Origin of the sequence: Leifsonia sp. Root1293 (assembly GCF_001425325.1) — a bacterium.
Classification (GTDB): domain Bacteria; phylum Actinomycetota; class Actinomycetes; order Actinomycetales; family Microbacteriaceae; genus Orlajensenia.
The window spans coordinates 1,049,459-1,075,017 of record NZ_LMEH01000002.1 but is presented as its reverse complement, the minus strand read 5'-3'; the positions used below and the strand labels follow the sequence as shown (position 1 = coordinate 1,075,017).

Genomic DNA, 25,559 nt, shown 5'->3' with positions numbered 1-25,559 from the left:
GCGCTCGGGGAACGAGCGGCATCCGGAGGGCTACTGCGTCCTCTCGGACGACCGCGCGAGAGCGGTCGCCTCCGCCATGAGCACGGCCTGATCGAGGTCCGGGGGCGGACCGGCGGGCTTGCCCCGGCGCGTCCCCCCGCTCGCCGTGCGTCGTGACAGCCACCGGGCGAACCACGACAGGCTCAGGTTCATGATCAGGTAGATCACCAGGGTGACGACGAACAGCGAGAACAGGTAGCGGTTTCCGAGAAGGCTCGCGAGGTTGTTCATCGTGGTGCGCAGCAATTCGGGGTAACCGACGATGTAGCCGAGCGAGGTGTCCTTCAGGAGGACGACCAGTTGAGCGACGATGATCGGGAGCATCTGTCGGAAGGCCTGTGGGAATTCGACCAGCATGCGCGACTGGAGCGGCCGCATGCCCAGGCTGAGGCCCGCCTCTCGCTGACCTCTCGGCAGCGCCGCGAGTCCGGCTCGCAGCGCCTCTCCGATAAGGGCGCCGTTGTAGATGATCAGGGCGATCACGACGGCCCAGAACGCCCCTGTCGATCCCACCAGCAGGATGAAGAGCATCATGAGCAGCACGGGCATGCCACGGAAGAATTCCAGGAGCACGGTCGTGGGGATGCGGATCCACGCAGTCGTGGCACTGCGCAGCAGCGAGAAGACGATGCCGAGGGCCACCGCGCCGACGGCAGCAACGGCGGCCGCCTGCAAGGTCGCAAGTGCGCCGAGCCAGATGCGATACCAGACCCGGGGGTCCGCGAAGATGTCCCACCGGCTCGGCGCGAACATGCCGGGAACCGTGATGCCGCCGGACTCACGGGGCGCGGCCAGGATGCTCACGATCCATGCTGCGCCAAGAAGGAGGATGACTGCAGCGATGATCGACAGGATGAGCGAGAGACGCCGCCCCCTGGGGCCTTGAACATCGAAAAGTACGTTGGAGCCGCTCATCGTTGCACCGCTACTCTCTTCTCGATCTGGGCGGCCAGCAGGCCCAGGGGAACGGTGATGATGAGATAGAAGGTCGCAACGCCCAGGAGGACGGCGATGACCGCGTTGCCGTTGGCGTTCGCGAGCTCCTTGCCGACGGTGAACAGCTCGGCTACGAAGAATCCTCCGGCGACCGACGTGTTCTTGGTGAGAGCGATGAACACATTGATCAACGGCGGAATGGTCATTCTGAAGGCCTGAGGGAGGATGACGAGACCGACGCTCTGCCCGAAGCCGAACCCCAAGCTGCGCGCCGCCTCAGCCTGCCCGATGGGGACACCGTTGATGCCCGAGCGCAGCGCCTCCGCGACGAACGGCGAGGTGTAGACGCTCAGGCCGATCGCCGCGAACACCAGATAGGAGAAGTCCGCACCGAGATAAGGAAGGATGATCGCGCAGAAGAACAGCACCAGGGTGAGGGGCGTGTTGCGCACGAGCTCGGTGTAGACGGTGGCGAAGCCTCGGAGGGATGCGACTGGCGAGATGCGCATCGCTGCGATGAGCGTGCCGATGATCATGGCAGCGACTGCAGAGACCACGAGCAGGAGCACGGTCAGCCCGAACCCGGAGAGGTAGCGTGGCAGGTTGTCGATGACGACGTCCATCTCTGTCCTCCCTCCTTTCCATTCAGTGCCGCGCGGGCGGGCCAGTCCCCTGGCCCGCCCGCGCGGGATTCACTCAGTAGCGATCGACTGCCGGCGGATCGACGAACGGAAGCACCGTACCGGCCGTTGCATCCCAAGCCGCTTCGTAGGTGCCGTCCTCGTACGACTCCTCCAGGGTGTCGTTGATGAAGTTCCGGAAGTCCGTGTCGTCCTTGGCGAGGCCGATGCCGTACGGCTCCTCGGTGAACGGTTCGCCGACGACCTTGAACTCTCCCTCGTTCTGAGCCGCGAGGCCGGCGAGGATGACGTTGTCGGTGGAGACCGCGACGACGGCACCCGAGCGCAGTGGCTCGAGGCAGTTGGTGTAGGTGTCCGTGAGCACCGGCTCGGCACCGATCTCGGCGAGCTTCGCAGCCGGGGTGGACCCGGTCACCGAGCAGACCTTCTGCCCGACGAGGTCGTCCTCGCTCTTGATGTCGTCGTTGTCGGCGAGAGTCAGGATCGACTGACCGGCCATGTAGTACGGCCCGGCGAACGAGATGACCTCCTTGCGCTTGTCGTTGATCGTGTAGGTCGCCACGACGATGTCGACCTGCCCGTTCTCGATGAACGGCTCGCGGTTCGCGGAGACGGTCTCGGTCCACTTGATCTTGTCCGGCGCGATTCCGAGCTTCGCGGCGATGATCTTGCCGATCTCGACGTCGAAGCCCTCGGGAACACCATCGAGGTTGACCAGTCCGAACAGCGGCTGGTCGAACTTGGTGCCGATGGTGATGGTGCCGGCCTCCGACAGCTTCTCCATGGTGGATCCGGCCGCGAAGGTCGGTGCTGCCTCGGGTGTCACCGTGGCCTCTGATCCGCCGTCACCGGCGCATCCGGCGAGAGCCAGCGCACCCGCTGCTGCGATCGCGACGAGCGACAGTCGTCTTGTGATTCTCATCTTCATCCTCTTCTCTGTGCTGTGATCTGCGTTCGATCGGGGTGGTCGGCTCAGTGCTCCAGGATCTTGGACAGGAAGTCCTGGGCCCTCTCCGACTTCGGGTTGGTGAAGAACTGCTCCGGGGTCGCCTCTTCGACGATCTCTCCGTCGGCCATGAAGAGCACGCGATCGGCGGCCTTGCGGGCGAAGCCCATCTCGTGGGTGACGACGATCATCGTCATCCCGTCTTTCGCGAGGCCGACCATCACGTCGAGGACCTCGTTGATCATCTCGGGGTCGAGAGCGCTCGTCGGCTCGTCGAGCAGGATGAGCTTGGGATTCATCGCCAGCGAGCGGGCGATCGCGACGCGCTGCTGCTGTCCACCGGAGAGCTGGGCGGGCATCTTCTGCGCCTGGTTGGCCACCCCCACCCGCTCGAGCAACTCCATGGCCTTCTCGACGGCCTGGCGCTTCGGGACCTTCTTGACCTTGATCGGCGCGAGGGTCACGTTCTCGAGCACCGACTTGTGGGCGAAGAGGTTGAACGACTGGAACACCATGCCGACGTCGGCACGGAGCCTCGCGAGATCCGCGCCCTCCTCGGGCAGGTTCACCCCATCGATCGAGATGGTTCCGCTGTCGATGGTCTCGAGCCGGTTGATGGCGCGGCAGAGGGTGGACTTGCCGGATCCACTGGGCCCGATGACCACGACGACCTCTCCGCGATTGACCGTCGTGGAGATGTTCTTGAGCACGTGCAGGTCGCCGAAGTGCTTGTCGACGTCTGAGACGACGACCAGTGGCTCACCTCGACGCACACTGATGTTCGACGTCGCCGGTGCCGCTTCGTTGTCCGCCATGTACCCCACTGTAGGGGGCGAGCCGCAGACGCCGCAGACAAAACGGCCGGTCGGTTACGTGATCGTAACCCGAAGCGGGGCTCAGGACCTGTGGGCGAACGCCGACTCGTAGAGGCAGACCGACGCCGCGGTCGCCAGGTTCATCGACTCGGCGCTGCCGTAGATGGGAACGGAGACCGAGCGGTCGGCCAATGCGAGCTTGTCGTCGGTGAGGCCGCGGGCCTCGTTGCCGAACAGCCAGGCGGTGGGGGCGTCGAGGAGGCCCTCGGTGCGAGCGGCCAGCAGATCGTCTCCCTTGATGTCGGCCGCGAGGATCTGGAGGCCGGCGGCGCGAGCGCGATCCCGGACATCCTCGAGCTCGACGTCGACCGCGATCGGGAGGTGGAAGATCGAGCCCGTCGACGAACGCACGACCTTGGGGTTGTAGAGGTCGACGCTGCGCCCGGTGAAGATGACGGCGTCGGCGCCGGCGGCATCCGCTGCCCGCACGATGGTTCCGGCGTTGCCGGGGTCGCGCACCTCCTCGAGGATGGCGATGAGGCGGGGCTCCGACGCGAAGATGTCCTTCACCGAGGTGGGGAACTGGCGGCAGACGGCGATGAAGCCCTGCGGCGTGACAGTGTCGCTCATGGCCTCAAGGACCTGCTCGGTCACGTATTCGATCTCGATGTCGGCGTCTTCCGCCGCCCGGGCGATGTCGTCGTGACGCTCGAGGGCCGTGGGGGTGGCGAAGAGATCGACCACGAGCTCCGGCTTGAAGGTGATGGCCTCGGCGACGGCCTGCGGACCCTCGAGGAGGAACAGTCCGCTGTCGACCCGGGCGGGCTTCTTGGCGAGCTTGGCGACGGCTCGGACACGGGGCGAGCGCGGGTTCTCAAGCATGGCACCGAGTCTATCGAGCGGATGCGAACGGCCCCGTCACCGAGAGGTGACGGGGCCGTTCGAGGAATCGCTGAGCTGCTGGCGACTAGCGCGCGACCGGCGCGTTGACGTCGGCGGGGAGAGCCTTGCGGGCGGTCTCGACCAGAGCGGCGAAGGTGGCGGGCTCGTTCACGGCGAGGTCCGCGAGGATGCGACGGTCGACACCGACACCCGCGAGGCCGAGGCCCTGGATGAGACGGTTGTACGTGAGGCCGTTCGCACGCGAAGCCGCGTTGATGCGCTGGATCCACAGGCGACGGAAGTCACCCTTGCGGGCACGACGGTCGGCGTAGCTGTAGACGAGCGAGTGGGTGACCTGCTCCTTGGCCTTGCGGTACAGGCGCGAACGCTGGCCGCGGTAACCCTGGGCGCGCTCGAGGATGACCCGACGCTTCTTGTGGGCGTTGACCGCCCGCTTTACTCTTGCCATTTCTCTGTCTTCCTAACGTGTTGCGCGGCTCAGCGGCCGAGAAGCTTCTTGATGACCTTGGCGTCGGCCGGAGCCAGCACCTGGTCCTGGTTCAGGCGGCCCTTGCGCTTCGAGGCCTTGACCTCGAGGTTGTGACGCATGCCGGCCTGCTGCTTCATGATCTTGCCGCTGCCAGTGACCTTGAAACGCTTCTTGGACCCGGAGTGGGTCTTCTGCTTAGGCATTGTTTTCCTCCTGCTTGGACGCCGCCTTGGTGGCGGCCTTGTGTGCGTTGGCCTCGGCCTTTGCCTCTGACTTGTTCTTCAGAGGGCCGATGACCATGACCATGTTGCGACCGTCGATCATCGGGGTCGATTCGACAGAACCGAACTCCGCCACATCTTCGGCGAATCTCTGGAGAAGACGCACTCCCTGGTCGGGACGGGACTGCTCGCGGCCGCGGAACAGGATCATGGCTTTGACCTTGTCGCCGGCCTTGAGGAAGCCCACTGCGCGCTTCATCTTGGTTTCGTAGTCGTGCTTGTCGATCTTCAGACGGAAACGAACCTCTTTGAGGATCGTGTTCGCCTGATTGCGTCGGGCCTCTTTGGCCTTCTGCGCCGCTTCGTACTTGAACTTGCCGTAGTCCATGATCTTGGCGACAGGCGGCTTGGAGTTGGGAGCAACCTCCACGAGATCGAGGTCGGCCTCCTGCGCAAGACGCAGTGCTGCCTCGATCTTGACGATGCCGACCTGCTCACCAGCTGGTCCCACGAGGCGGACCTCGGGAACGCGGATGCGGTCGTTTGTACGGGGATCGGTGATGCGAGTCTCCTCTAATCGTGCTTCAACGCTGTCGCGCGACGGGATGCCGCACGGCATCGAGAGGGGAAATCCACATAGTCCTGGCGTGACTTTCCAGCACGCTGTACTACGGCACCCTGCCTACTTCCCCATCGTGGGACGAGGAAGCGGAGTGCAATCAACCCGGTAACCTAGTGAAGCGGTCAAGCGCGGGTGGGAGAATCTCCACTTTCGTTTCCGACCAGAAATGGCCGGAAGCCTGCATCAGTCTAGCAGAGGATTTCAGTGAGTCACAGTTCCGAGCACGTCAGCCCCTACGACGAGGCCGAGGACGCCTCGATCGGGGCCACCCGCGATATCGCGGAGGTTCCCGCCGTCGAGGTCATCACGACAGCGGCCGTGCACCTGATGAGCGCCGCCGCCGTCAAGGTCGGTCTGGCCGACGACCCCGACTCGCAGCTGGATCTCGATGAGGCACGCAAGCTCATCACCGCCCTGGCCGGGCTGATCACGGCGGGCGCGCCCGAGATCAGCGACATGCACGCCCGGAGCCTTCGGGACGGCCTGCGCTCGCTCCAGCTCGCCTTCCGCGAGGCGTCGATCATCCCCGACCCCATCGGCAAGGGTCCGGGCGAGAAGTGGACCGGCCCGGTCAACTAGGCGACGCTTCGGCCGCGGACTCCGTCCGGGCCGCCGCGAACGGCTAGCTCTGGCAGCGGGGACACCACCAGGTCTCGCGCTGCTCGAGCTCCGTGCGGCCGAGCGTGCCGTGCTGGATGCGCGTTCCGCATCGCCGGCACGGCTTTCCGCCCCGCCCGTACACCCAGAGACGCTGGCCGTTGCGGTCGACGCCCGTCGTCGTCCGCGCTGTCCGCTCGGCATTGGCCGTGATGAGGCGATGGGCCAGCGCGACCAGGCCGGCGGCATCCGGGACCTCGCTCATCGGGCGCTGCGGGCGGATGCCGCGGAGGAAGCAGAGCTCGTTCACGAAGACGTTGCCGAGCCCGGCCAGATTGCGCTGGTCGGCCAGGGCCACCGCAACCGGGACGTCGGGCCTCGCCTCGAGGTTCGAGACGGCCGTGCCGGCGGCCGCGGCGTCCCAGTCGGAGCCGAGCAGGTCGGGGCCGAGGTGACCCACGACCGTGTGCTCCTCGGCCGTGGGAACGACCTCGAGAACGCCGAGCTCGAAGCCGACGGCCACCCACTCGGCCGTCTCGATGATGATGCGGGCCTGGTACGCGGGGCGCTGCCATGGCGTTCCGTGCCTGTAGAGGTGCCAGGCGCCCTCCATCTTGAGGTGCGAGTGCACGACGAGGTCACCGGCGTGCAGCAATAGGTGCTTGCCTCGAGCCACGACATCGTCGACGGTGCGACCCGTGAGGTCGACGGTCGCGAAGGCCGGAACCCTGATGTCGCTGCGAGTGATGAGCTCACCGGCCAGTGCCGCATTCAGGGACCGGGCGGTGCGGAAGACGGTGTCACCCTCAGGCATGCAGCGGGCCGCCGATCAGACTCGCGCGCTCAGGCGCAGCCCACGCGGCGTCTCGCTGAAGCCGGCTCCGCGGAGCGCGAGCCCGGCCGGCGCTCCGAGAACGAACAGTCCGTTGACCGTCTCGACGGCGAGCTTGCGCATGCCGCCCCGTGAGACGGCGGCGGCCAGCGAGGTCGCGGCGGCGGTCAGTACCGTCTCGTCGTCGGTGAAGGCCAGCATCGTCTTGCCTCCACGCTCGACGTAGAGGGCGATCGTGCCATCGACGAGCACCACCAGGGCGCCGGCCTTGCGCGCCGGGCGGTGGGCGGTTCCTTCCGGCAGTGCCGGCCAGGCGAGGGCGGCACCGAACGGATTGGCGGGGTCGGTTGCGGCGAGGGTGAACGCGGCCGGCGCCTGCTGAGTCGAGCCGTCGTCGCGGTCGACGTGACTGCGGAGCCTGTCGACGGCGCCGGGAGCGGCGAACTGGGCAGCGCCCAGCTTGTCGACGAAGTAGCCCCGACGGCTGCGGCCGGACTCCTCGAACTCCCGCAGGGTGCGGTAGACGAGGGCGAAGCCGCCGATGACGCCCTCGGCGACGGCGGCGCCGCGGGTGACGACGCCATAGCGCTCGAGCAGGGTCTCGCCGAGCGCGTGTGCCCGCCTGGTGGCCGAGCCGTCGGGCAGCGGCAGGATCGACCAGCGGCCGGCCACCGTGGGCGGGCCTCCGCGGCTGGGCATCTTCGCGCGCGGCAGCGCCCGGCCTCGATGCATGCGGGCGCGGGGAGCAGCGCGTTGCGGTTTGTGGGCGCTGTGACCCCCTGCGACGAGAGCACGGACGGGCGCGAAGGTGTCGTTGGTGACGAGACCCGACCAGGCGAGGTCCCAGAGGGCCTCGACCAGCGCGGAGTCGTCCTCGGACCCCACGGCATCGGCCAGCTGACGGAAGAAGAATGCTCCGCCGGAGCCGAGACTGGCGAGAACCTCGCGCTGCAGCGGCGTCGTCTCGCTCTCGAGGGAGATGGGCAGGGTCAGCGCCGCCGTATCGGCCAGGTGCAGGCTGATCCAGCCGTCGTCGCCGGCCAGCGCTCCGGAGCCGCACCAGACCACCTCGCCGGTCGCCATCAGCTCATCGAGCATGGCCGGGCTGTAGTCCGAGACCCGAGCCGGAAGCACGAGCGACTCCCACGCCGAGGCCGGCAGGCGGGCGCCCTCGAGCTGCTCGATGACGGATGCCACGCCGTCGAGGCCGCGCAGCCTGCCGCCGACGTGCTGCCACACGGGCAGGAACCGGGCCAGAGCACGCTGCTCGACGGGTTCGATCTCGTGCCGCAGGGCGGCGAGAGAGCGCCGGCGGAGGCGCCGCAGCACCTCGGCATCGCACCACTCCGCTGACGTTCCGTTGGGACGGAACTCCCCCTCGACCAGCCGCCGCGCCTCGACCAGCCGACGCAGCGCGGAGCGCGCGACAGCCGTGCCGATGCCGAGTCGTTCGGCCACCTCCTCGGTGGCGAACGGTCCGTGGGTGCGAGCGTAGCGACTGATCAGGTCGCCGAGCGGGTCGGCAACGGCCTCGAGGTAGGCCTCGGGAACGCCCACCTGGATGGGGACTCCCAGGGCGTCGCGCAGCCGGCCGACGTCTTCGATGGCAGCGAGCCGGTCGGCGCCCGCCAGAGCCGTGCGGACGATGCGCTTGGTCCGCAGAAGCTCGTCGATGTGCCCGGCGACGTCGGGAAGCGTCTCAGCGGTGACCCGTGCGCTGATCTCCTCGACCGACAGCGCTCCCAGCCCGCGCAGCAGATCGGCGATACCTTCGATGCCCTTGGCTCGTCTGTCTGGTGCCAGCCGCTGCAGCTCGCGCTCGGTGTCGTCGATGACGGCAGGGTCGAGGAGCTCGCGCAGCTCCACCCTGCCGAGGAGTTCGGCCAGCAGCGTCGAGTCGATCGCGAGCGCCGCGGCCCGTCGTTCGGCGAGCGGGCTGTCGCCCTCGTACATGAAGGCACCGACGTAGCCGAACAGCAGGGTGCTCGCGAAAGGACTGGGAGTGTCGGTCGTGGTCTCGACCAGACGGATGCCGCGCGAGCCGATCTCGCGGGCGAGCGCGAGCAGCGACGGCAGGTCGTAGACGTCTTGAAGGCACTCGCGCAACGTCTCGAGGATGATCGGGAACGTCGGGAAGGTCCGGGCGACGTCGAGGAGCTGCGCCGACTTCTGACGCTGCTGCCAGAGCGGCGACCTCGTGCCTGGACGGTAGTGCGGGAGGAGGAGCGCGCGGGCGGCGCACTCCCGGAAACGCGACGCGAAGAGTGCCGATCCGCCGACCTCGTCGGTGACGAGCTGCTCGAGCTCGTCGGCCTCGAAGACGAAGAGTTCGGCGCCGGGCGGCTCGACACCGGTGTCGGGGATGCGCACGATGATGCCGTCGTCGCTGGCGATGGAGGCCCCGTCGATGCCGTGGCGCTCGCGCACCCGGGCGCTCACGGCGAGGGCCCAGGGAGCGTGCACATTCATGCCGTAGGGGGAATGCAGGATGACGCGCCAGTCGCCCAGCTCGTCGCGCACGCGTTCGACGACGAGGGTGCGGTCGGTCGGTACCTGCCCCGTCGCAGCCCGTTGGTCGGTCAGGAACGCGATGAGGTTGGTCGCCGCCCGATCGTCGAGGCCCCCGGCACGGATGCGGCTCCGGGCGTCGGCATCCGTCGCCGACGAGACGTCGCGCATGAACTGGCCGAGTGCCCGGCCGAGCTCGGCCGGACGGCCCAGCGAGTCGCCCTTCCAGAACGGGAGGCGGCCCGGCTGCCCGAACGCCGGCGTCACGTTCACGCGATCGTGGGTGATCTCCTGGATGCGCCAACTGGTCGCTCCCAGGGCGAACACGTCGCCGACGCGGGACTCGTAGACCATCTCCTCGTCGAGCTCGCCGACGCGACGGCCGGTGAGCTCGTCGCCTCCGACGAGGAAGACTCCGAACATGCCGCGGTCGGGGATGGTGCCACCGCTCGTCACGGCCAGGCGCTGCGCGCCCGGACGGCCGGTGAGAACTCCCGCTTCGCGATCCCATACGATGCGCGGCCGCAGCTCGGCGAACTGGTCGGACGGGTAGCGTCCGGCGAGGAGGTCGAGGGTGGCCTCGTAGGCCGACCGCGGCAGGGCAGAGAACGGGGCGCTGCGACGCACGGTGTCGAACCAGCCGTCGACGCTCTGCTGATCGAGCGCGACGGCGGCAACGGTCTGCTGCGCGAGGATGTCGAGGGGGTTGGCCGGAATGTGGAGCGTCTCGATAGCGCCGGCGAGCATGCGCTCAGCCGTGACCGCGGCGTGCACGAGATCGGCGCGATGCTTCGGGAAGATGACGCCGCGGGACACCTCGCCCACCTGGTGGCCGGCGCGACCGACACGCTGCAGCCCGCTCGCGACCGACGGCGGCGACTCGACCTGCACGACGAGGTCGACGGCTCCCATGTCGATGCCGAGCTCGAGGCTGGAGGTGGCGACGACGCAGCGCAGCCGACCCGACTTGAGGTCGTCTTCGATCTCAGCCCGTTGCTCCTTGCTGACCGAGCCGTGGTGCGCCCGCGCCAGCAGCGGTTCTGCGCCCTGCATCTGCCCCGCCTGCCCCATGAGTGCTGCTGGAGGACCGGCATCCGTCGATACGGCATCACCCGTGCGTTCCGCGTAGATCTCATTCAGTCGCGCCGTCAGCCTCTCGGCGAGACGCCGCGAGTTCGCGAAGACGATCGACGACCGGTTCTCGAGCACGCGGTCGACGATCGCCTCTTCGACGTGCGGCCAGATGGAGCCCGTCTGCGGCGTGGCGCTGGAGGTGGCGCCCTCGCGCTCCGGCGCGGGTGGGAGATCGGCCATGTCGTCGACAGGCACCACGACGCGCAGGTCGAAGCGCTTCTCGGAAGCCGGTGCCACGATCTCGACGGGCGCACTCGCGCAGAGGAATCGGGCGACCTCCTCCGGCGGCCGCACTGTGGCCGACAGCCCGATGCGCTGGGCCGGCTTGTCGAGGAGGTCGTCGAGCCGCTCGAGCGAGACGGCCAGATGGGCGCCCCGCTTGGTGCCGGCGACGGCGTGGATCTCGTCGACGATGACGGTCTCGACAGTGCGCAGGGTGTCGCGCGCTGCCGATGTGAGCATGAGGAAGAGCGACTCGGGCGTCGTGATCAGGATGTCGGGCGGCGACTTCTGCAGGGTGCGGCGATCGGCTGCCGGGGTGTCGCCGGAGCGCACGCCGACGCTGACGTGCGGCGGCTCGATTCCGAGCCGGTCTGCGACGCGCGCGATGCCCACCAGTGGTGCCCGCAGGTTGCGCTCGACGTCGACGCCGAGGGCCTTGAGCGGCGAGATGTAGAGCACCCGGGTGCCCGGCTCGTCATCTGCCGCCTTCGCGTGCAGGGCGTCGAGCGACGACAGGAAAGCCGCGAGCGTCTTCCCGGACCCCGTCGGGGCGACAACGAGGGCGTGCGACCCCCGACCGATCGCATCCCACGCACCCGACTGGGCGAGGGTGGGCGCGCTGAAGGCCTCGTCGAACCACGTACGCGTGGCGGGCGAGAACCTGTCGAGGGCTGAACCCATGCTTCTATCCTGCCCGCACCCGCCGACACATGGGGTGCCCTCGCCATCGCGGAGCGCGCACGATATGGTCTCGCGGCTGCGAAACCGGTTCAGCGGGAGGCGACCAGCCGCACCGTGAGCGAGTCGACGGCGGTCGCGATGCTGTCGTCCGCTGCCCAGCGGCGCGCGAGCCTGCCGAGGATCGTGTCGAGTTCGCCTCGGTCGAGGCCGTCGACGAGTTCGAGCTCGACGACGAGTTCCGGACCGACAAGGCGGGACTGCGGGTCGCCCGACATCAGCCTGACACCGAGCACCGCGAGTTCGGTCTCGATGGAACGCCCGAACGCTGCGGCGACGAGGTCGGACTCGAAGCTCGGCGCCCACGGCTGACCCTGCGCGACGGCCCAGAGCGCCGGGCGACGGATGGCGAACTCGGTCTCCGACGTCGGATCCAGAACGACGAGCTCGGTGTCCTCACTGGCCGCGGCGAGGGCGACCCTGACGCCGTCGGCTGGAACCGGCCGCGCTGTGGGGTTCCACGCGGCCATGGCGGCCACGGAGCTGAAGACGGGAAGGACGTTCCTGCCGTCGGGCCCGGCCACGGTGACGATGGCCAGCTCCTGGCTCTTGTCGACCGTGTGGCCGTGCTCGTTCAGCCCCGACTCGCCCAACTGTGCGACGAGAGGGATGAGCAGGCGGGAGTCGCGTACCGCGTCGACCACGTCGGCCTGCCCGAGTTCACGTGCCTGGAATCGTCGCAGCGCCTCGATCAGGCGCGGAGGTGCAGTACCGTCGTCGGCCGCACTCGTGTTCGGCTCGAACGATCGCCCGGCCCACGGTTGGCCGGCCGAGTCCGCCAGATGGGCGGGGAGAGACGGCGCTGCTTCTGGGACCGACGGATGCCGCTCCGCGGGAGGGTCAGTCGGCTGCGACATCCAGCGCCTCGGCGAGGGTGAAGGCTCCCGCGTACAGGGCCTTGCCGACGATGGCTCCCTCGAGGCCGAGCGGCACCAGGGCACGCAGGGCCGCGATGTCGTCGAGGCTGGAGATGCCGCCGGAGGCGACGACGGGACGATCGGTCTTCTCCATCACGAGCTTGAGCAGCTCGATGTTCGGCCCCTGGAGAGTGCCGTCCTTGGTGACGTCGGTCACCACGTACCGGGCGCATCCTGCCTCCTCGAGGCGCTCCAGAACCTCCCACAGGTCACCGCCCTCGCGGGTCCAGCCACGGGCCGCGAGCGTGGTGCCACGCACATCGAGGCCGACGGCGATCGCTTCGCCGTACTTCGCGATCACGTTCGCCGCCCACTCCGGGTTCTCGAGGGCTGCCGTTCCGAGATTGATGCGCTTGGCGCCGCTGTCGAGGGCAGCCTCCAGCGAGCGGTCGTCGCGGATGCCGCCGGAGAGTTCGACGTTGATGCCGTGCATCTGCCGCATCACGCGGCGCAGCACGTCGAGGTTGTCGCCTCGACCGAATGCCGCATCGAGATCGACGAGGTGGATCCACTCGGCACCCTGCGACACCCAGTCCTCGGCGGCCTGCACCGGGTCGCCGTAGTTGGTCTCGGTGCCGGCCTCGCCCTGCGTCAGCCGCACCGCCTTGCCATCGGCCACGTCGACGGCGGGAAGCAGTACCAGGTCGGGCATGGTGTGGAAGTCGCTCATGTCATCCTCGGTTCTTCGCGGCGACGGCCGCGCGTTGATGGTACGCCCGGGTGGGCGTGGGGATCGGCTCTGGGAGGATCAGTCGCGCAGCGACCCGATCCAGTTGCCGAGCAGCCGGATGCCGGCCTCACCCGACTTCTCGGGGTGGAACTGGGTGGCTGCCAACGGCCCGTTCTCGACTGCCGCCAGGAAGCGACCGCCGTGCTCCGCCCAGGTGAGGCTCGGCTGCGGAAACGGCGGGATGACGTCGAGGGTCCACGCCTGCGCGGCGTAGGAGTGCACGAAGTAGAACCTCTCGTCCGCGATGCCGTCGAAGAGCACCGAGCCCTCGGCGGCATCGACGGTGTTCCAGCCCATGTGCGGCAGCACCGGGGCATCGAGCTGGGTCACGACGCCCGGCCACTCCCCCAGCCCCTCGGCGTCGACGCCGCGCTCGATGCCGCGCTCGAACAGCACCTGCATGCCGACGCAGATGCCGAGGACCTTGCGGCCTCCGGCGAGCCTGCGGTCGATGAGCTCGTCACCGCGCACGGCCTTCAGGGCGTCCATGACAGCCGAGTACGCCCCGACACCGGGAACGAGCAGCCCGTCGGCATCCATCACGGCACGGCGGTCGTGGGTGATCTGGACTTCGGCACCGGCGAGTTCGACGGCCTTCGCCGCCGAGTGCACGTTGCCCGAGCCGTAGTCGAGGACGACGACCTTCGTCACAGTGCTCCCTTGGTGGACGGGATGCCGACGACGCCGGCATCGAGGGCCTTGGCCTGACGGAAGGCGCGCGCGAAGGCCTTGAACTCGGCCTCGGCGATGTGGTGCGGGTCGCGGCCGCGGACCAGTTCGAGGTGGACGGTGAGTCCCGCTGCGAAGGTGATCGCCTCGAAGAAGTGCCGCACCATCGACCCGGTGAAGTGGCCGCCGATGAGGTGGAACTCGAAACCTGCCGGCTCGCCGACGTGCACCAGGTAGGGGCGACCCGAGATGTCGACGACGGCCTGCGCGAGCGACTCGTCGAGAGGCACGAGGGCATCGCCGTAGCGGGCGATGCCGCGCTTGTCGCCGAGAGCCTCGCGAATGGCCTGGCCGAGCACGATGCCCGTGTCCTCGACCGTGTGGTGCACGTCGATGTCGGTATCTCCGCTGGCGCGCACGGTGATGTCGGTGAGCGAGTGCTTCGCGAAGGCTGTGAGCATGTGATTGAAGAACGGGACCGTGGTCTCGATGTCGCTCGTACCCGTTCCGTCGAGGTTGACCGAGAGGTCGATGCTCGATTCGCTCGTGGAGCGCAGCGAGCGCGCCGTGCGTGGGGTGCGTTGGGTGGTCTCGCTCATGCTGGAATCCTATTCGGCGCGTGGTCGGCGATGGCTTCGAGGAAGGCGGAGGTCTCGGCCTCGGTGCCGGCGCTCACGCGCAGCGTGTTCGGGATGCCGACATCACGCACCAGGATGCCACGCGCCAGGAGCGCCTCGAACACGGCATTCGGGTCGTCGACGCCGCCGAAGAGCACGAAGTTGCTCGAACTGCGGAAGGCCTGGAAGCCGAGCTCGCCGAGTCTGGCGACGATCCGGTCGCGCTGCACCCGGATGTCGGCGACCATGGCCAGCAGCTCCGGCGCGTGGGCCACTGCGGCCGCCGCCGCCGCCTGAGTCAGCGCGGACAGGTGATAGGGCAACCGCACCAGGCGGAGTGCATCGATCACGGCAGGATCGGCCGCGAGGTAGCCCAGGCGAACTCCCGCGTAGGCGAAGGCCTTGCTCATGGTGCGCGAGACGAGCAGGCGCGGCCGCCCCTCGAGCAGCGTGAGGGCGCTGTCCTCTCCGTCGTGCGCGAATTCGGCGTAGGCCTCGTCGACGAGCACGATGCCGTCTGTCGCGTCGTAGACCGCCGCGATGGTCTCCAGTGAGAGCGGAGTGCCGGTCGGGTTGTTGGGCGAGCACAGGAACACGATGTCGGGCGCGCTCTCGCGAACGGCAGCGGCGGCGGTGTCGGGCGAGAGCTCGAACTCGGCGTCGCGACGCGCGCCGATCCAGCCCGTGCCGGTGCCGGATGCGAGCAACGGGTACATCGAATAGGTCGGGACGAAGCCGAGCAGGGTGCGGCCCGGCCCGCCGAATGCCTGCAGCACGTGCTGCAGGACCTCGTTGGATCCGTTGGCGGCCCAGATCTCGTCGCGGGTCAGTCCGTGACCGAGGTAGCCGGCCAGAGCGTCGCGAAGAGCGCTGAACTCGCGGTCGGGGTAGCGGTTGACGCCCGGGATCACCTCGCTGATGGCCGCCAGGATGTCGGTGGCCACGGCGTCGGGGATGGGATGCGTGTTCTCGTTGACGTTGAGGGCGACCGGCACGACCTTCTGCGGAGCGCCGTAAGGAGTGCGCCCCCTCAGGTCGTCGCGGAGGGGAAGCTCGTCGAGAGTCGTCACTCCAACAATCGTACCGGCGGGCGCCCTCCTGTTACGCAGGGCGGGTCGACTCAGTACTGAGCGGGGACGGCGAGACGCTGGCCGGGCTGGATGTCGGTACCGTCGAGCTGGTTGAGACTGACGATGTCGGCGATGACGTCGCGAGGATCGGCCGTGGGTGCCAGTGTCTCAGCGAGCTGCCAGAGCGACTGGCCCGACTCGACGGTGACGTAGGCGAAGGTCTGGCCCGCCTGTTCTCCGCCGGCGGATGCGATGCCGCCGTTGAGAGCGAACACGAAGGCGCCGATGACGATCGGCAGCGCCGCGAGGGTGGTGAGAACGGCGCGGCCGCGGCGGGTGAGGTGCAAGCGGGTGCGAACGACAGGCATCGCGGCAGGAGCGGCGGTGGTGTAGGCGTACGTGCTCATGGAGTCCTCCAGATGGTTTTCGCATCTGGCCCTCGGCCGGGAGGGCCATATGCGAAGCTGTGTTCCGAATATATCTTCGAGTCTTCGAATACTCAAGCCCTGTCTTCGTATGTGGAGAGAAATTCTTTCCCGACACACTCGAACAGATGTTTGTCGTACGCGATCCACCCGGATACAGTTCGAATGGCTGGTTGCAAGGCAATCAGCACCCACCGACACTCGTCGGCTGGAGGTTCGGGATCCGTGAAGAGAAGAAGGTGAGCGCAGTGGCCAACGACACCGAGTCGTCGAAGGACCGCGGGGCATCGGAGCGCGGTGGAACCCGCCGGCGCAAGAGTCTCAGCGCCAAGCAGCTCTCGATCCTCGAGGTCATCCAGCGATCGGTGAGCCAGCGAGGCTATCCGCCGAGCATGCGCGAGATCGGCGACGCCGTCGGCCTCTCCTCGCTGTCGAGCGTGACGCACCAGCTCAACCAGCTCGAGCTCAGCGGCTACCTCCGCCGTGACCCGAACCGCCCGCGGGCGCTCGAAGTGCTCATCGAGGTGCCGTCGACCGAGTCGAGCCCCGCCCCGGACGACGGCTACTCCTCCCCCGCTCCCATGGGCGACGCCGCCATGGTGCCCATGGTCGGACGGATCGCCGCCGGAATCCCGATCACGGCCGAGCAGCAGATCGAAGAGGTGTTCCCGCTCCCCCGCCAACTCGTGGGCAAGGGTGAACTGTTCATCCTGAAGGTCGTCGGCGACTCCATGATCGAGGCCGCCATCTGCGACGGCGACTGGGTGGTCGTTCGCCAGCAGAACACCGCCGAGAACGGCGAGATCGTCGCCGCCATGCTCGACAGCGAGGCGACCGTCAAGGTGTTCCGCCAGCGCGACGGTCACACCTGGCTGCTGCCACGGAACTCGGCCTACGAGCCGATCGTCGGCGACTACGCCGAGGTCCTCGGCAAGGTCGTCGCCGTTCTGCGCTCGGTGTAGGGCACCATTCGGCGAGTGGTGGACGGCGCTTCGCTCGCGGAGCGCGTCCGGAGCTCAGCGAGCGGTGCAGTGAACAGGCCCACCTCCCGAGGGAGATGGGCCTGTCGCATGGGTTCGCTAGACCGAGCTGGCCACCGACGCCCGAACACCACGGGTTGCCTCGAGCATGTTGCGCAGCGACGCCACGGTCTCGTCGTAGCCACGCGTCTTGAGCCCGCAGTCCGGATTAATCCAGAGCTGACGTTCCGGGATGCCATCGAGGGCGCGTTCGATGAGCTCGGTCACCTCGGCGACGCTCGGCACCCGAGGAGAGTGGATGTCGTAGACACCGGGGCCGATGCCATGGTCGAAGCCGCTCGCCTCCAGGTCGACGACGACCTCCATGCGGCTGCGCGCCGCCTCGATGCTGGTGACGTCGGCATCGAGTCCCAGGATGGCGTCGATGATGGTGCCGAACTCCGAATAGCAGAGATGGGTGTGGATCTGCGTGGCCGCCGCGACTCCTGCGGTGGCGAGCCTGAACGACCCGACCGACCAGTCGAGGTAGTCGGCCTGGCGATCGCGCTCCAGGGGCAGCAGTTCGCGCAGGGCCGGCTCGTCGACCTGCACGATGCCGATGCCGGCGGCCTCGAGGTCGGCGATCTCGTCGCGCAGGGCGAGGGCGACCTGACGGGCGGTGTCGCCCAGCGGCTGGTCGTCCCGCACGAACGACCACGCGAGGATCGTGACGGGGCCGGTGAGCATGCCCTTCACAGGCTTCGAGGTGAGCGACTGGGTGTACGCCGACCACTCCACGGTGATGGGCTTCGGGCGGGAGACGTCTCCCCAGAGGATGGACGGGCGCGTGCAGCGTGATCCGTAGGACTGCACCCAGCCGTTCTCGGTGACGTCGAAGCCGTCGAGGTTCTCGGCGAAGTACTGCACCATGTCGTTGCGTTCCGGCTCTCCGTGCACGAGCACGTCGAGTCCGATCTCCTCCTGCAGGGCAACGACGCGGGCGATCTCGGCGCGCATCCCGGTCACGTAGTCGGCCTGACTGAGCTCGCCGCGCCCGAGTGCGGCTCTGGCGCGACGGATCTCGCCGGTCTGCGGGAACGAGCCGATGGTCGTCGTCGGCAGCGGCGGCAGGTCGAGCGCCTGCTGCTGCGCGGCGACCCTGACCGCGTACTCGTCGCGGGCGAAGTCGCCGTCCGAGAGTGCAGCGGCGCGGGCCCGAACGGCTCCGTCGCGCACTCCGGGCGCCGACAGTCGCTGCGCGAGGGCGACGGATGCGGCATCCAGCGCATCCGCGATGGCGGAGCGGCCGTCGATCAGCCCGGTCGCCAGGGTGGCGACCTGCCCGACCTTCTGGTCGGCGAAGGCGAGCCACCCGCTCAGGTGGCCGAGCTTCGTCTCGTCGTCGACGTCGTGGGGAACGTGCTGCAGCGAGGTCGAGGTCGACACCGCGACGGACGGCGACAGCTCGAGGGCCGCAACCGCTGCGTCGAAGGCTGCGGCGAGATCGCCACGCCAGATGTTGTGTCCGTCGACGACCCCGGCCACGACGGTCTTGTGAGCGAGTGCCGCCCGGGTGGCATCCGTCAGCCCGGCTGGAAGCTCGCCGCGCACGAGGTCGAGCCCGATCGCCTCGACGGCGGATGCGGCCAGCACATCGAGTGCCTCACCGAGGCTGCCGTACGGTGCGGCGATGAAGAGTGCCGGGCGCGTGGCGAGTTCGCCGAGGAAGCTGTAGGCGCGGGCGAGAGCGTCGAGCTGCACCGGCCGTGCGACGGGAATGGACTCGTTGACGAGTCCGGGCTCGTCGAGCTGCACCCACTGCGCTCCTGCGTCCGACAGTCGATGCAGGAGCTCCGCGTACACGGGGAGCAGGTCGGCCAGGCGGCTGATCGGCTCGAATCCGGCCGGGGCCTCCGGTGCCGCCTTCGACAGCAGGAGGAACGTGACGGGGCCGACGAGCACGGGTCGGGTGATGTAGCCGGCCTCGCGCGCCTCGACGAACTCGCGCACGATGCGATCGCTCGCGAGCGAGAAGGTGGTCTCGGGCGAGATCTCCGGTACGAGGTAGTGGTAGTTGGTGTCGAACCACTTCGTCATCTCGAGGGGGGCACGGTCTCCGGCGCCTCGGGCGAGGGTGAAGTAGCCGGCGAGATCGACGGCACCGTCGGCATCGACGAGCTCCGAGAAGCGTGGAGGGATGGCGCCGACGGTCACGGCGGCATCCAGAACCTGGTCGTAGAACGAGAACGACTCGGGTATGGCGGAATCGGTGCGACCGAGGCCCAGGTGCGCGAGGCGATCACGGGTTGCGGCGCGCAGGTCGGCGGCATTGCTCTCGAGTTCTGCGGCATCGATCCGGCCGGCCCAGAAGGCCTCGACTGCCTTCTTGAGCTCACGACGGCGGCCGATGCGCGGGTAGCCGAGGATGGTGCCTGTCGGGAAGGCTGGCGTCGTCATGCGTTCTCCTTGATGTGTCCGCGCGCTGTGCGGGGAAGACGGTCGAGGCGCTCGAGCACGTCGAGTACCGGGGTGTGTCTGTTGTGGGTGTACAGGTGCAGTCCGGGGGCGCCTTCGGCGATGACCTCAGCCGCGAGATCCGAGAAGAAGGAGGTCGCGATCTCGCTGCGCCCCTCCTCCGTGGGCTCGATCTCGAGGGCGATGAGGAGGTCGTCTGGTGCTTCCTCCTCGGTGAGCTGGGCGATGCGACGCAGTCGCGGGGCGCTGGCCGCCGGCATGATCCCGGGGAGGATGTCGATGGTCACGCCGCCCGCCCTGGCGCGCTCGACGAAGGCGAGGTAGTCGTCGGCCCGGTAGAACAGCTGGGTGATGGCGAGGTTGGCCCCTGACGCCTGCTTGGCCAGCAGGGCGTCGATCTCCTGCTGCGGTCCGCGCGAGGTGGCGTGGCCGTTGGGGAAGGCCGCAACGGCGACCCGCTCGGGGCGGGGACGGGCCCGTAGCCTGGTTCCGCCCGGGGTGCCGCGCACGGCCTCCTGGCTGAACGGCTCGCGCTCCTGCTGCACCCGGTGGATGAGCTGCACCAGTTCCGCGGCGCTCTGCAGGTCGCCGACCGAGAGCGGGGTGCCGTCGAGAGGCGGATCACCGCGAAGCGCGAGGAAGCTGGTGATGCCCGCATCGAGGAACTGCCGCACCAGGCGATTGGCCTCCGCCGCGGACGACCCCACGCAGGTGAGGTGGGCCATCGGCTCCACGCGGGTGTTCTCGAGGATGTAGCTGAGCACTGTGAGCGAACGGTCCCGCGTCGATCCGCCGGCGCCGAAGGTCACGGAGATGAACGCGGGGTCGACCTCGGTGAGCCTGTCGATGGTTCGCCCGAGCGCGATGGCGGCGGCATCGGTCCGCGGCGGATACAGCTCGAACGAGACCGGCAGACGCGCCGCGTCTTCGGTGGAGGGAAGTTCGATGGCCATGCTGCCTCACGAAGGGATCTGTCTTCGGCGAGCGGATGCTCGTCGCTGATGAATCGGATCTGTCGCGGGCGGGTGCCGGGCTCGGCTGTCGCTCCTCGGATGCATGCCTCAGGCGTGCATCACGTGTGCAGCGAGCCTAGCTGCGGCTGGTGCAGCTGGGAAGAGTGTGACGTGCGGTGACGTCAGACGGCTGGCAGTGCGTCGGCAGGCAGCGTGCCGACGGTCAGCGCACCGGCCGGCACGATGAACTCGGCCAGCTGGGCGGCGAACTCGGGGTGCACGAGGGCACGCACGGCTGTTCCGTGCTCGGTGTGCTCCGTGGCGATGACCCGCCCCCGCACGTGCAGGCTGGAGACGAGCTCGCCCCGCGAGTACGGGATGAGCAGCTCGACCTCGACGCTCGGATCCGGAAGCATCTCGGCGATCTTCCGAAGGAGCTCGTCGATGCCTTCACCGGACCGTGCCGACACGAAGACGGCGTTCGGCTCGAGACCACGCAGCACCAGGCGGTCGTCGTCGCTCACCAGGTCGGACTTGTTGAAGACCACGAGCTCGGGGATGTGCCGCGCCTCCACTTCACCGATGACGTCGCGCACGGTCTGGATCTGGCCGGCGGGATCGGGATGCGAGGCGTCGACGACATGCAGGATGAGGTCGGAATCCGCGACCTCCTCGAGCGTCGAGCGGAACGCCTCGACGAGCTGGTGCGGGAGGTTGCGCACGAATCCGACGGTGTCGGCGATCGTGTAGAGCCTGCCGTCCTCCGTGGTGTTCCTGCGCACCGTCGCGTCGAGGGTGGCGAACAGGGCGTTCTCCACCAGGAGCCCGGCCTTGGTGATGCGGTTCACGAGGCTGGACTTGCCTGCGTTCGTGTACCCGGCGATGGCGACCGACGGCACGGTATTGCGCTTGCGGTTCGCCCGCTTCGCCTCGCGTGCCGGCTTCATCGCGGCGATCGACTTGCGCAGCTTGGCCATACGCGTGTGGATGCGGCGGCGATCGAGTTCGATCTTGGTCTCACCGGGACCACGCGAGCCCATGCCGGCTCCGGCACCACCGACCTGGCCACCGGCCTGGCGGGACATCGACTCACCCCAGCCGCGCAGGCGCGGGAGGAGGTATTCGAGCTGTGCGAGCTCGACCTGGGCCTTGCCCTCACGGCTGGTGGCGTGCTGGCTGAAGATGTCGAGGATGACGGCGGTGCGGTCGATGACCTTGACCTTGACGATGTCCTCGAGCGCACGGCGCTGGCTGGGCGCGAGTTCGGTGTCGGCGATGACCGTGTCGGCGCCGAGCGAGGCGACGATGCCGGCGAGCTCACGCGCCTTGCCGCTGCCGAGGTAGGTGCTGGGGTCCGGATGCGGCCGCCGCTGCAGCAGGCCGTCGAGCACCGTGGCGCCCGCGGTCTCGGCAAGCGCTGCGAGTTCGCGGATGGAGTTCTCGGCCTCGGTCTGGGACCCCTGAGGGTAGACGCCGATGAGGACGACGTTCTCCAGGCGCAACTGCCGGTACTCGACCTCGGTGACGTCTTCGAGCTCGGTCGAGAGACCGGCGACGCGGCGCAGGGCCTGGCGGTCTTCGCGGTCGAACTGATCGCCGTCGGAGTCGACGCGGTGGGCACGACCCTCGTCGTCCTGCAGTGCCTGTGCGGAGCCGGCGAAGATGGTGTAGCCGGCGCGCTGCTCGGCGCTGGCGAGGACGCGGGCGACGACGTCGTCGTCCGGCATCGTGGTATCGGGTTCAGTCATTGCATCAATCCTATCGTTGCCTCATTGGCCTCACTCAGCCCGGTCGGGTAGTTTCCCTCTCATGGCTTCAGAGCATTACTTCACGAATGACCCGTCGACCGAACTGAAGCCGAGGCAGATCTCCGTTCAGCTGAGCGGGCGCGAGTTCACCCTGACGACGGCTGGCGGGGTGTTCAGCCCCGACCACATCGACGACGGCACCGCCGTGCTCCTCGACAACGTTCCGACTCCTCCCCAGACCGGTGACCTGCTGGACATCGGCTCGGGCTGGGGGCCGATCGCGCTGACGATGGCCCTCGAGGCTCCTGACGCCACCGTCTGGGCCGTCGATGTGAACGATCGTGCCCTCGAGCTGGTGCGTCGGAACGCCGCTGCCGTCGGCGTCACCAATGTCAACGCCGTGAGGCCCGAGGATGTTCCCGCCGGGCTGTCGTTCTCGACCATCTGGTCCAACCCGCCCATCCGCATCGGGAAGGCAGAGCTCCACGCCCTGCTCCAGACCTGGATGCCCCGACTCGCCCCGGATGCCGAAGCCTGGCTCGTCGTGCAGAAGAACCTCGGAGCCGACTCCCTGCACCGATGGATGAAGGACGAGTTCCCCGACCTCGACATCGCCCGCGAGGCCGTCGGCATGGGCTACAGGGTGCTCAAGGCGACCACCGCGGTTCGCTGAGACCGGGCGAACTGCGCCGGGAGTTCTGCGCCGGACGAACGACCGAAGCGGGTGCCGCCTCAGGTGAGGAACGCCACTGCGGCATCCTTGAACGCCCGGGCGGTGAGCACATTGATGTGGTCGCGTCCTGGGACCGCGAGGTAGGCCGCTCCCCATTCGGACGCGAGGTCCTCGGTGCCCGATGCGACGGGGTCGAGTTCGCCGACGACGAGAAGGACGGGGACGCCATCCGGTCGGAGGAGTGGGGCAGCGCTCATCCCCCGGATGCAGGCCGCCAGCACTGCAGGGTCGGCTCCCGCCGCAAGCGCCGGCCCCACGACGGCGCTCGCTATGGCGTTTCCGGTGAAGTCGCCCGTCCGCAGCATCCGTTCGACGTCGGCGCCCCGCCATGTCGAGAAGACCTCCAGCGGCCCCGCTCCGCCGAGGACGAGGCGACGGATGCGTCGGGGTGCGAGCTGCGCGAACGCCGATGCGATGCGGCTGCCCATCGAGTAGGCGACGATGTCGGCGATCTCGACCTCCGCCGCGTCGAGCACGGCCAGCAGGTCGGCCGCCTGCACCTCGGGCGCGTAGCTGTCAGCCTGGACCGGAAGGTCGCTGCGCCCATGCCCGCGGAGGTCGATCGTGACGACGTCCCGGCCCGCGCGCTGGAGGAAGCGCACCCAGCCCGTGCCCTCCCACGTCACGCGCGGATCGGACGCGAAGCCGTGCACCAGCAGGATCGGCCGGTGGCCGGGCTCGGTGGTCGCGTCGCGCGGGTGGATGTCGTAGGCAATCCTGACGCCGTCGGCCGCCCCGGCGAACAGGGTCACGCGTCGGGCGATCCCGGGGAATCCGATGACGGGTCCGCCGGCGCCACAGCCGGCTCGGACTCCGTGATCTCGACACCGGCATGGGCCAGCTCGGCCAGGGCCGCCTCACTGGACTCGGGGGCGACGCCAGCCACGAGGTCGGTGAGCACGCGGACGTGCTGCCCATGCTCAACGGCGTCGAGCGCACTCGCCCGCACGCAGTAGTCCGTGGCGATCCCGACGACGTCGACGGCCGTCACTCCGCGGGCCGTCAGCAGCTCCGCGACGGTCTCGCCCTGCTCGGTCGTCCCCTCGAAGATCGAGTACGCCGGGACGCCCTGGCCCTTGCGCACGTGCACGTCGATCCCGTCGGTGCGCAGGTCGGGGTGGTACTCGGCTCCCGTCGTGCCCGATACGCAGTGCGACGGCCAGGTGTCGACGAAGTCGGGGGCGGCAGCGGTGGCGAAATGGCCCCCGTTGTCGTTGTCGGCGTCGTGCCAGTCGCGGGAGGCGAACACCACATCGTAGGCATCCGGATGCCGCTCGAGAAGCGTGCTCACTCCGGCCGCGACGGCGGCGCCGCCGTCGACGCCCAGGGCGCCGCCCTCTGTGAAGTCGTTCTGCACGTCGATGATGAACAGTGCACGTGTCACGTGGGCCTCCCGATGCTCGTCCCTCGATTATCGCGCGACAGCGGGAGACGGTACAGCCACCAGAGGGTCGGGCGCCTCACGAACAGAATTCGGTCATCGAGCGCTCCAGGACGGCCGCGAGCCGCCGCACCGATGCCAGGTCGACCCACTCGTCGGGTGCGTGGGCTCCGCCCCCATCGACACCGAACACCACGGCCGAGATCCCTGCCTCGGCGATGAGCCCGGCGTCGGTCCACCACGGAGCGCCTTGGAGCTCGACGTCGGATCCCGTCACCTGCCGCACGGCGCCCTGCACGACTCCCTGGATGGCGGCATCCGTCGGCGTCTCGAATGCCGCACGGGACACCAGCTCGGTCAGCTCGGACCGGATGCCATCGGCGGGATCCACGCCCGCGATCACGGTCTCGAGCTCACGGCGCACCTGGGCCGGGCTCTCGCCGGGGAGGGTGCGGCGTTCTATGGTCATGCTCGCGTGCGCCGCGACCGTCGCGGCATCGCTTCCGCCCTCGATCGTCGCAATGCGCACGGTCGATCGGGGAAGCAGCGGATGGGCCGGGCGGGCGGCGAGAGCGGCGTCGAATGCGCGCAGCGCGACGAGCACCTCGGTGGCGTGGGCGATGGCGTCGACGCCCCGTTCGGGCTGGGAACCGTGCGCCGGAGCTCCGGTGACCGTCAGGCTGAACCAGGCGAAGCCTCGATGAGCGATCGTGAGCCCGGAATCCGTCGGTTCGGCGATGACGGCACCGTCGGGGCGGATGCCGCGCTCGTCGAGGGCGGCGAGCACGTCTTCCGTTCCGGTCGAGCCGAACTCCTCGTCGGCCACGAGGGCGAGCACGACGTCGCCTCGGAGTCCGGATGTGCTCGCACGACTCGCGGCGACCATCGCCGCAGCGACGCCGCTCTTCATGTCGTAGACGCCGCGGCCGAGCATCCGCCCCTCGTCGACCCGGACGTCGAACGGGGCTCCGGCGAACCCATCGACGCCGACGGTGTCGAGGTGACCGTTGATGAGCAGCGTGCGCCCGTCACCAGTGCCCGCGGAGACGGCGAGCACGCTCGGACGACGGGCGTCACGGCCCACCATCCACACCTCGAACCCTCGCGCGGCCAACCAGGCGGCGGCGAATCGCGCGACGGCGGCCTCGCCGGTTCCCCTGTCGTCGAGTGACGGATTGACCGAAGGAATCCCGACGAGCTCCCCCACCAGGTCGATCAGCTCGTCATCGCCCACGGTTCAGCCCCCGATCGTTGCGGAT

Annotated in this window: 25 protein-coding genes; 3 read left to right on the top strand and 22 right to left on the bottom strand. The window is 68.7% G+C overall.

From position 1 onward, the window contains the following. Positions 1–30: 30 nt before the first annotated feature. The 8 genes from ASC59_RS16820 to infC form a co-directional block, all read right to left on the bottom strand. Positions 31–954, bottom strand: coding sequence for an amino acid ABC transporter permease (locus ASC59_RS16820; protein ID WP_055825353.1), 924 nt, complete (start codon positions 952–954; stop codon positions 31–33). Further along, the gene (locus tag ASC59_RS16815; protein WP_055825350.1) at positions 951–1,598 is read right to left on the bottom strand and encodes an amino acid ABC transporter permease; all 648 of its coding nucleotides are present in this window, start codon (positions 1,596–1,598) and stop codon (positions 951–953) included. The genes ASC59_RS16820 and ASC59_RS16815 overlap by 4 nt, the downstream gene beginning before the upstream one ends. A gap of 73 nt (positions 1,599–1,671) precedes the next feature. Further along, positions 1,672–2,544 carry a glutamate ABC transporter substrate-binding protein gene (locus ASC59_RS16810; protein WP_055825349.1) on the bottom strand — a complete coding sequence of 291 codons (873 nt, stop codon included), beginning with the start codon at positions 2,542–2,544 and terminating at the stop codon, positions 1,672–1,674. A 44-nt stretch (positions 2,545–2,588) separates the two neighbouring features. Continuing rightward, positions 2,589–3,377, bottom strand: coding sequence for an amino acid ABC transporter ATP-binding protein (locus ASC59_RS16805; RefSeq protein WP_055825347.1), 789 nt, complete (start codon positions 3,375–3,377; stop codon positions 2,589–2,591). A gap of 81 nt (positions 3,378–3,458) precedes the next feature. Further along, entirely contained in the window at positions 3,459–4,259 is an 801-nt protein-coding gene (locus ASC59_RS16800) for a TrmH family RNA methyltransferase (protein ID WP_055825344.1), read from the bottom strand. 85 nt (positions 4,260–4,344) lie between these two features. Beyond that, a complete protein-coding gene (rplT, locus tag ASC59_RS16795) occupies positions 4,345–4,728 on the bottom strand; it encodes a 50S ribosomal protein L20 (protein ID WP_055825341.1) in 384 nt (127 codons plus the stop codon). Between the two features lie 29 nt (positions 4,729–4,757). Next, positions 4,758–4,952 (bottom strand): 50S ribosomal protein L35, encoded by a 195-nt coding sequence (gene rpmI, locus ASC59_RS16790; RefSeq protein WP_055825339.1) that lies wholly within the window; start codon positions 4,950–4,952, stop codon positions 4,758–4,760. After that, on the bottom strand, positions 4,945–5,589 hold the full coding sequence (gene infC, locus ASC59_RS16785; protein ID WP_082468220.1) for a translation initiation factor IF-3: 645 nt from the start codon (positions 5,587–5,589) through the stop codon (positions 4,945–4,947). The genes rpmI and infC overlap by 8 nt, the downstream gene beginning before the upstream one ends. Positions 5,590–5,796: 207 nt before the next feature. Here infC and ASC59_RS16780 point away from each other — a divergent pair, with 207 nt between their 5' ends. Then, the gene (locus ASC59_RS16780) at positions 5,797–6,171 is read left to right on the top strand and encodes a DUF1844 domain-containing protein (RefSeq protein WP_055825335.1); all 375 of its coding nucleotides are present in this window, start codon (positions 5,797–5,799) and stop codon (positions 6,169–6,171) included. A 43-nt stretch (positions 6,172–6,214) separates the two neighbouring features. Here the strand turns inward: ASC59_RS16780 and ASC59_RS16775 are convergent, their stop codons facing one another. From ASC59_RS16775 to ASC59_RS16740, 8 genes are all read right to left on the bottom strand, one after another. Then, positions 6,215–7,003: a DNA-formamidopyrimidine glycosylase family protein gene (locus tag ASC59_RS16775; protein WP_055825332.1), complete on the bottom strand. Its 789-nt coding sequence runs from the start codon at positions 7,001–7,003 to the stop codon at positions 6,215–6,217. Between the two features lie 15 nt (positions 7,004–7,018). Then, positions 7,019–11,566 (bottom strand): ATP-dependent helicase, encoded by a 4,548-nt coding sequence (locus tag ASC59_RS16770; protein WP_055825330.1) that lies wholly within the window; start codon positions 11,564–11,566, stop codon positions 7,019–7,021. An 89-nt stretch (positions 11,567–11,655) separates the two neighbouring features. Next, positions 11,656–12,480 carry an SseB family protein gene (locus ASC59_RS16765; protein ID WP_055825326.1) on the bottom strand — a complete coding sequence of 275 codons (825 nt, stop codon included), beginning with the start codon at positions 12,478–12,480 and terminating at the stop codon, positions 11,656–11,658. Continuing rightward, positions 12,464–13,210 (bottom strand): bifunctional 1-(5-phosphoribosyl)-5-((5-phosphoribosylamino)methylideneamino)imidazole-4-carboxamide isomerase/phosphoribosylanthranilate isomerase PriA, encoded by a 747-nt coding sequence (gene priA / locus ASC59_RS16760; protein WP_055825323.1) that lies wholly within the window; start codon positions 13,208–13,210, stop codon positions 12,464–12,466. Before priA ends, ASC59_RS16765 begins: the two co-directional genes overlap by 17 nt. A 78-nt stretch (positions 13,211–13,288) precedes the next feature. Further along, entirely contained in the window at positions 13,289–13,921 is a 633-nt protein-coding gene (gene hisH / locus ASC59_RS16755; RefSeq protein WP_055825321.1) for an imidazole glycerol phosphate synthase subunit HisH, read from the bottom strand. Then, positions 13,918–14,538 carry an imidazoleglycerol-phosphate dehydratase HisB gene (gene hisB, locus ASC59_RS16750; protein WP_055825319.1) on the bottom strand — a complete coding sequence of 207 codons (621 nt, stop codon included), beginning with the start codon at positions 14,536–14,538 and terminating at the stop codon, positions 13,918–13,920. Before hisB ends, hisH begins: the two co-directional genes overlap by 4 nt. Then, complete coding sequence (locus ASC59_RS16745; RefSeq protein WP_055825316.1) at positions 14,535–15,626, bottom strand: histidinol-phosphate transaminase; 1,092 nt, start codon at positions 15,624–15,626, stop codon at positions 14,535–14,537. The genes hisB and ASC59_RS16745 overlap by 4 nt, the downstream gene beginning before the upstream one ends. 50 nt (positions 15,627–15,676) lie before the next feature. Then, on the bottom strand, positions 15,677–16,033 hold the full coding sequence (locus ASC59_RS16740) for a LysM peptidoglycan-binding domain-containing protein (protein ID WP_055825313.1): 357 nt from the start codon (positions 16,031–16,033) through the stop codon (positions 15,677–15,679). 266 nt (positions 16,034–16,299) lie between these two features. Here ASC59_RS16740 and lexA point away from each other — a divergent pair, with 266 nt between their 5' ends. Then, entirely contained in the window at positions 16,300–17,013 is a 714-nt protein-coding gene (lexA, locus tag ASC59_RS16735; protein ID WP_055825310.1) for a transcriptional repressor LexA, read from the top strand. Between the two features lie 117 nt (positions 17,014–17,130). Here the strand turns inward: lexA and metE are convergent, their stop codons facing one another. The 3 genes from metE to hflX all read right to left on the bottom strand — a co-directional run bounded on the left by metE (position 17,131) and on the right by hflX (position 22,186). Beyond that, on the bottom strand, positions 17,131–19,467 hold the full coding sequence (gene metE / locus ASC59_RS16730) for a 5-methyltetrahydropteroyltriglutamate--homocysteine S-methyltransferase (protein WP_055825306.1): 2,337 nt from the start codon (positions 19,465–19,467) through the stop codon (positions 17,131–17,133). Then, positions 19,464–20,438 carry a methylenetetrahydrofolate reductase gene (locus ASC59_RS16725; RefSeq protein WP_055825303.1) on the bottom strand — a complete coding sequence of 325 codons (975 nt, stop codon included), beginning with the start codon at positions 20,436–20,438 and terminating at the stop codon, positions 19,464–19,466. The genes metE and ASC59_RS16725 overlap by 4 nt, the downstream gene beginning before the upstream one ends. Before the next feature lie 182 nt (positions 20,439–20,620). After that, the gene (gene hflX / locus ASC59_RS16720; protein WP_055825300.1) at positions 20,621–22,186 is read right to left on the bottom strand and encodes a GTPase HflX; all 1,566 of its coding nucleotides are present in this window, start codon (positions 22,184–22,186) and stop codon (positions 20,621–20,623) included. 61 nt (positions 22,187–22,247) lie between these two features. Here hflX and ASC59_RS16715 point away from each other — a divergent pair, with 61 nt between their 5' ends. Further along, a complete protein-coding gene (locus tag ASC59_RS16715; RefSeq protein WP_055825297.1) occupies positions 22,248–22,859 on the top strand; it encodes a class I SAM-dependent methyltransferase in 612 nt (203 codons plus the stop codon). Positions 22,860–22,918: 59 nt separating this feature from the next. Here ASC59_RS16715 and ASC59_RS16710 read toward each other — a convergent pair whose 3' ends face one another. From ASC59_RS16710 to ASC59_RS16700, 3 genes are all read right to left on the bottom strand, one after another. Further along, positions 22,919–23,671: an alpha/beta fold hydrolase gene (locus tag ASC59_RS16710; RefSeq protein ID WP_055825294.1), complete on the bottom strand. Its 753-nt coding sequence runs from the start codon at positions 23,669–23,671 to the stop codon at positions 22,919–22,921. Next, a complete protein-coding gene (locus tag ASC59_RS16705; protein ID WP_055825292.1) occupies positions 23,668–24,303 on the bottom strand; it encodes an isochorismatase family protein in 636 nt (211 codons plus the stop codon). Before ASC59_RS16705 ends, ASC59_RS16710 begins: the two co-directional genes overlap by 4 nt. 76 nt (positions 24,304–24,379) lie before the next feature. Next, complete coding sequence (locus ASC59_RS16700) at positions 24,380–25,534, bottom strand: ArgE/DapE family deacylase (RefSeq protein ID WP_055825288.1); 1,155 nt, start codon at positions 25,532–25,534, stop codon at positions 24,380–24,382. Between the last annotated feature and the right edge of the window lie 25 nt (positions 25,535–25,559).

Excerpts from the sequence above, each read along its gene's own strand:
- hisB (WP_055825319.1), bottom strand. The coding sequence starts at position 14,538 with ATGAGCGAGACCACCCAACGCACCCCACGCACGGCGCGCTCGCTGCGC.
- ASC59_RS16775 (WP_055825332.1), bottom strand. The coding sequence starts at position 7,003 with ATGCCTGAGGGTGACACCGTCTTCCGCACCGCCCGGTCCCTGAATGCG.
- ASC59_RS16765 (WP_055825326.1), bottom strand. The coding sequence starts at position 12,480 with ATGTCGCAGCCGACTGACCCTCCCGCGGAGCGGCATCCGTCGGTCCCA.
- rpmI (WP_055825339.1), bottom strand. The coding sequence starts at position 4,952 with ATGCCTAAGCAGAAGACCCACTCCGGGTCCAAGAAGCGTTTCAAGGTC.
- rplT (WP_055825341.1), bottom strand. The coding sequence starts at position 4,728 with ATGGCAAGAGTAAAGCGGGCGGTCAACGCCCACAAGAAGCGTCGGGTC.
- ASC59_RS16800 (WP_055825344.1), bottom strand. The coding sequence starts at position 4,259 with ATGCTTGAGAACCCGCGCTCGCCCCGTGTCCGAGCCGTCGCCAAGCTC.
- metE (WP_055825306.1), bottom strand. The coding sequence starts at position 19,467 with ATGACGACGCCAGCCTTCCCGACAGGCACCATCCTCGGCTACCCGCGC.
- ASC59_RS16815 (WP_055825350.1), bottom strand. The coding sequence starts at position 1,598 with ATGGACGTCGTCATCGACAACCTGCCACGCTACCTCTCCGGGTTCGGG.
- infC (WP_082468220.1), bottom strand. The coding sequence starts at position 5,589 with ATGCCGTGCGGCATCCCGTCGCGCGACAGCGTTGAAGCACGATTAGAG.
- ASC59_RS16820 (WP_055825353.1), bottom strand. The coding sequence starts at position 954 with ATGAGCGGCTCCAACGTACTTTTCGATGTTCAAGGCCCCAGGGGGCGG.
- priA (WP_055825323.1), bottom strand. The coding sequence starts at position 13,210 with ATGAGCGACTTCCACACCATGCCCGACCTGGTACTGCTTCCCGCCGTC.
- ASC59_RS16770 (WP_055825330.1), bottom strand. The coding sequence starts at position 11,566 with ATGGGTTCAGCCCTCGACAGGTTCTCGCCCGCCACGCGTACGTGGTTC.
- ASC59_RS16715 (WP_055825297.1), top strand. The coding sequence starts at position 22,248 with ATGGCTTCAGAGCATTACTTCACGAATGACCCGTCGACCGAACTGAAG.
- ASC59_RS16805 (WP_055825347.1), bottom strand. The coding sequence starts at position 3,377 with ATGGCGGACAACGAAGCGGCACCGGCGACGTCGAACATCAGTGTGCGT.
- hflX (WP_055825300.1), bottom strand. The coding sequence starts at position 22,186 with ATGACTGAACCCGATACCACGATGCCGGACGACGACGTCGTCGCCCGC.
- ASC59_RS16810 (WP_055825349.1), bottom strand. The coding sequence starts at position 2,544 with ATGAAGATGAGAATCACAAGACGACTGTCGCTCGTCGCGATCGCAGCA.
- ASC59_RS16740 (WP_055825313.1), bottom strand. The coding sequence starts at position 16,033 with ATGAGCACGTACGCCTACACCACCGCCGCTCCTGCCGCGATGCCTGTC.
- ASC59_RS16725 (WP_055825303.1), bottom strand. The coding sequence starts at position 20,438 with ATGGCCATCGAACTTCCCTCCACCGAAGACGCGGCGCGTCTGCCGGTC.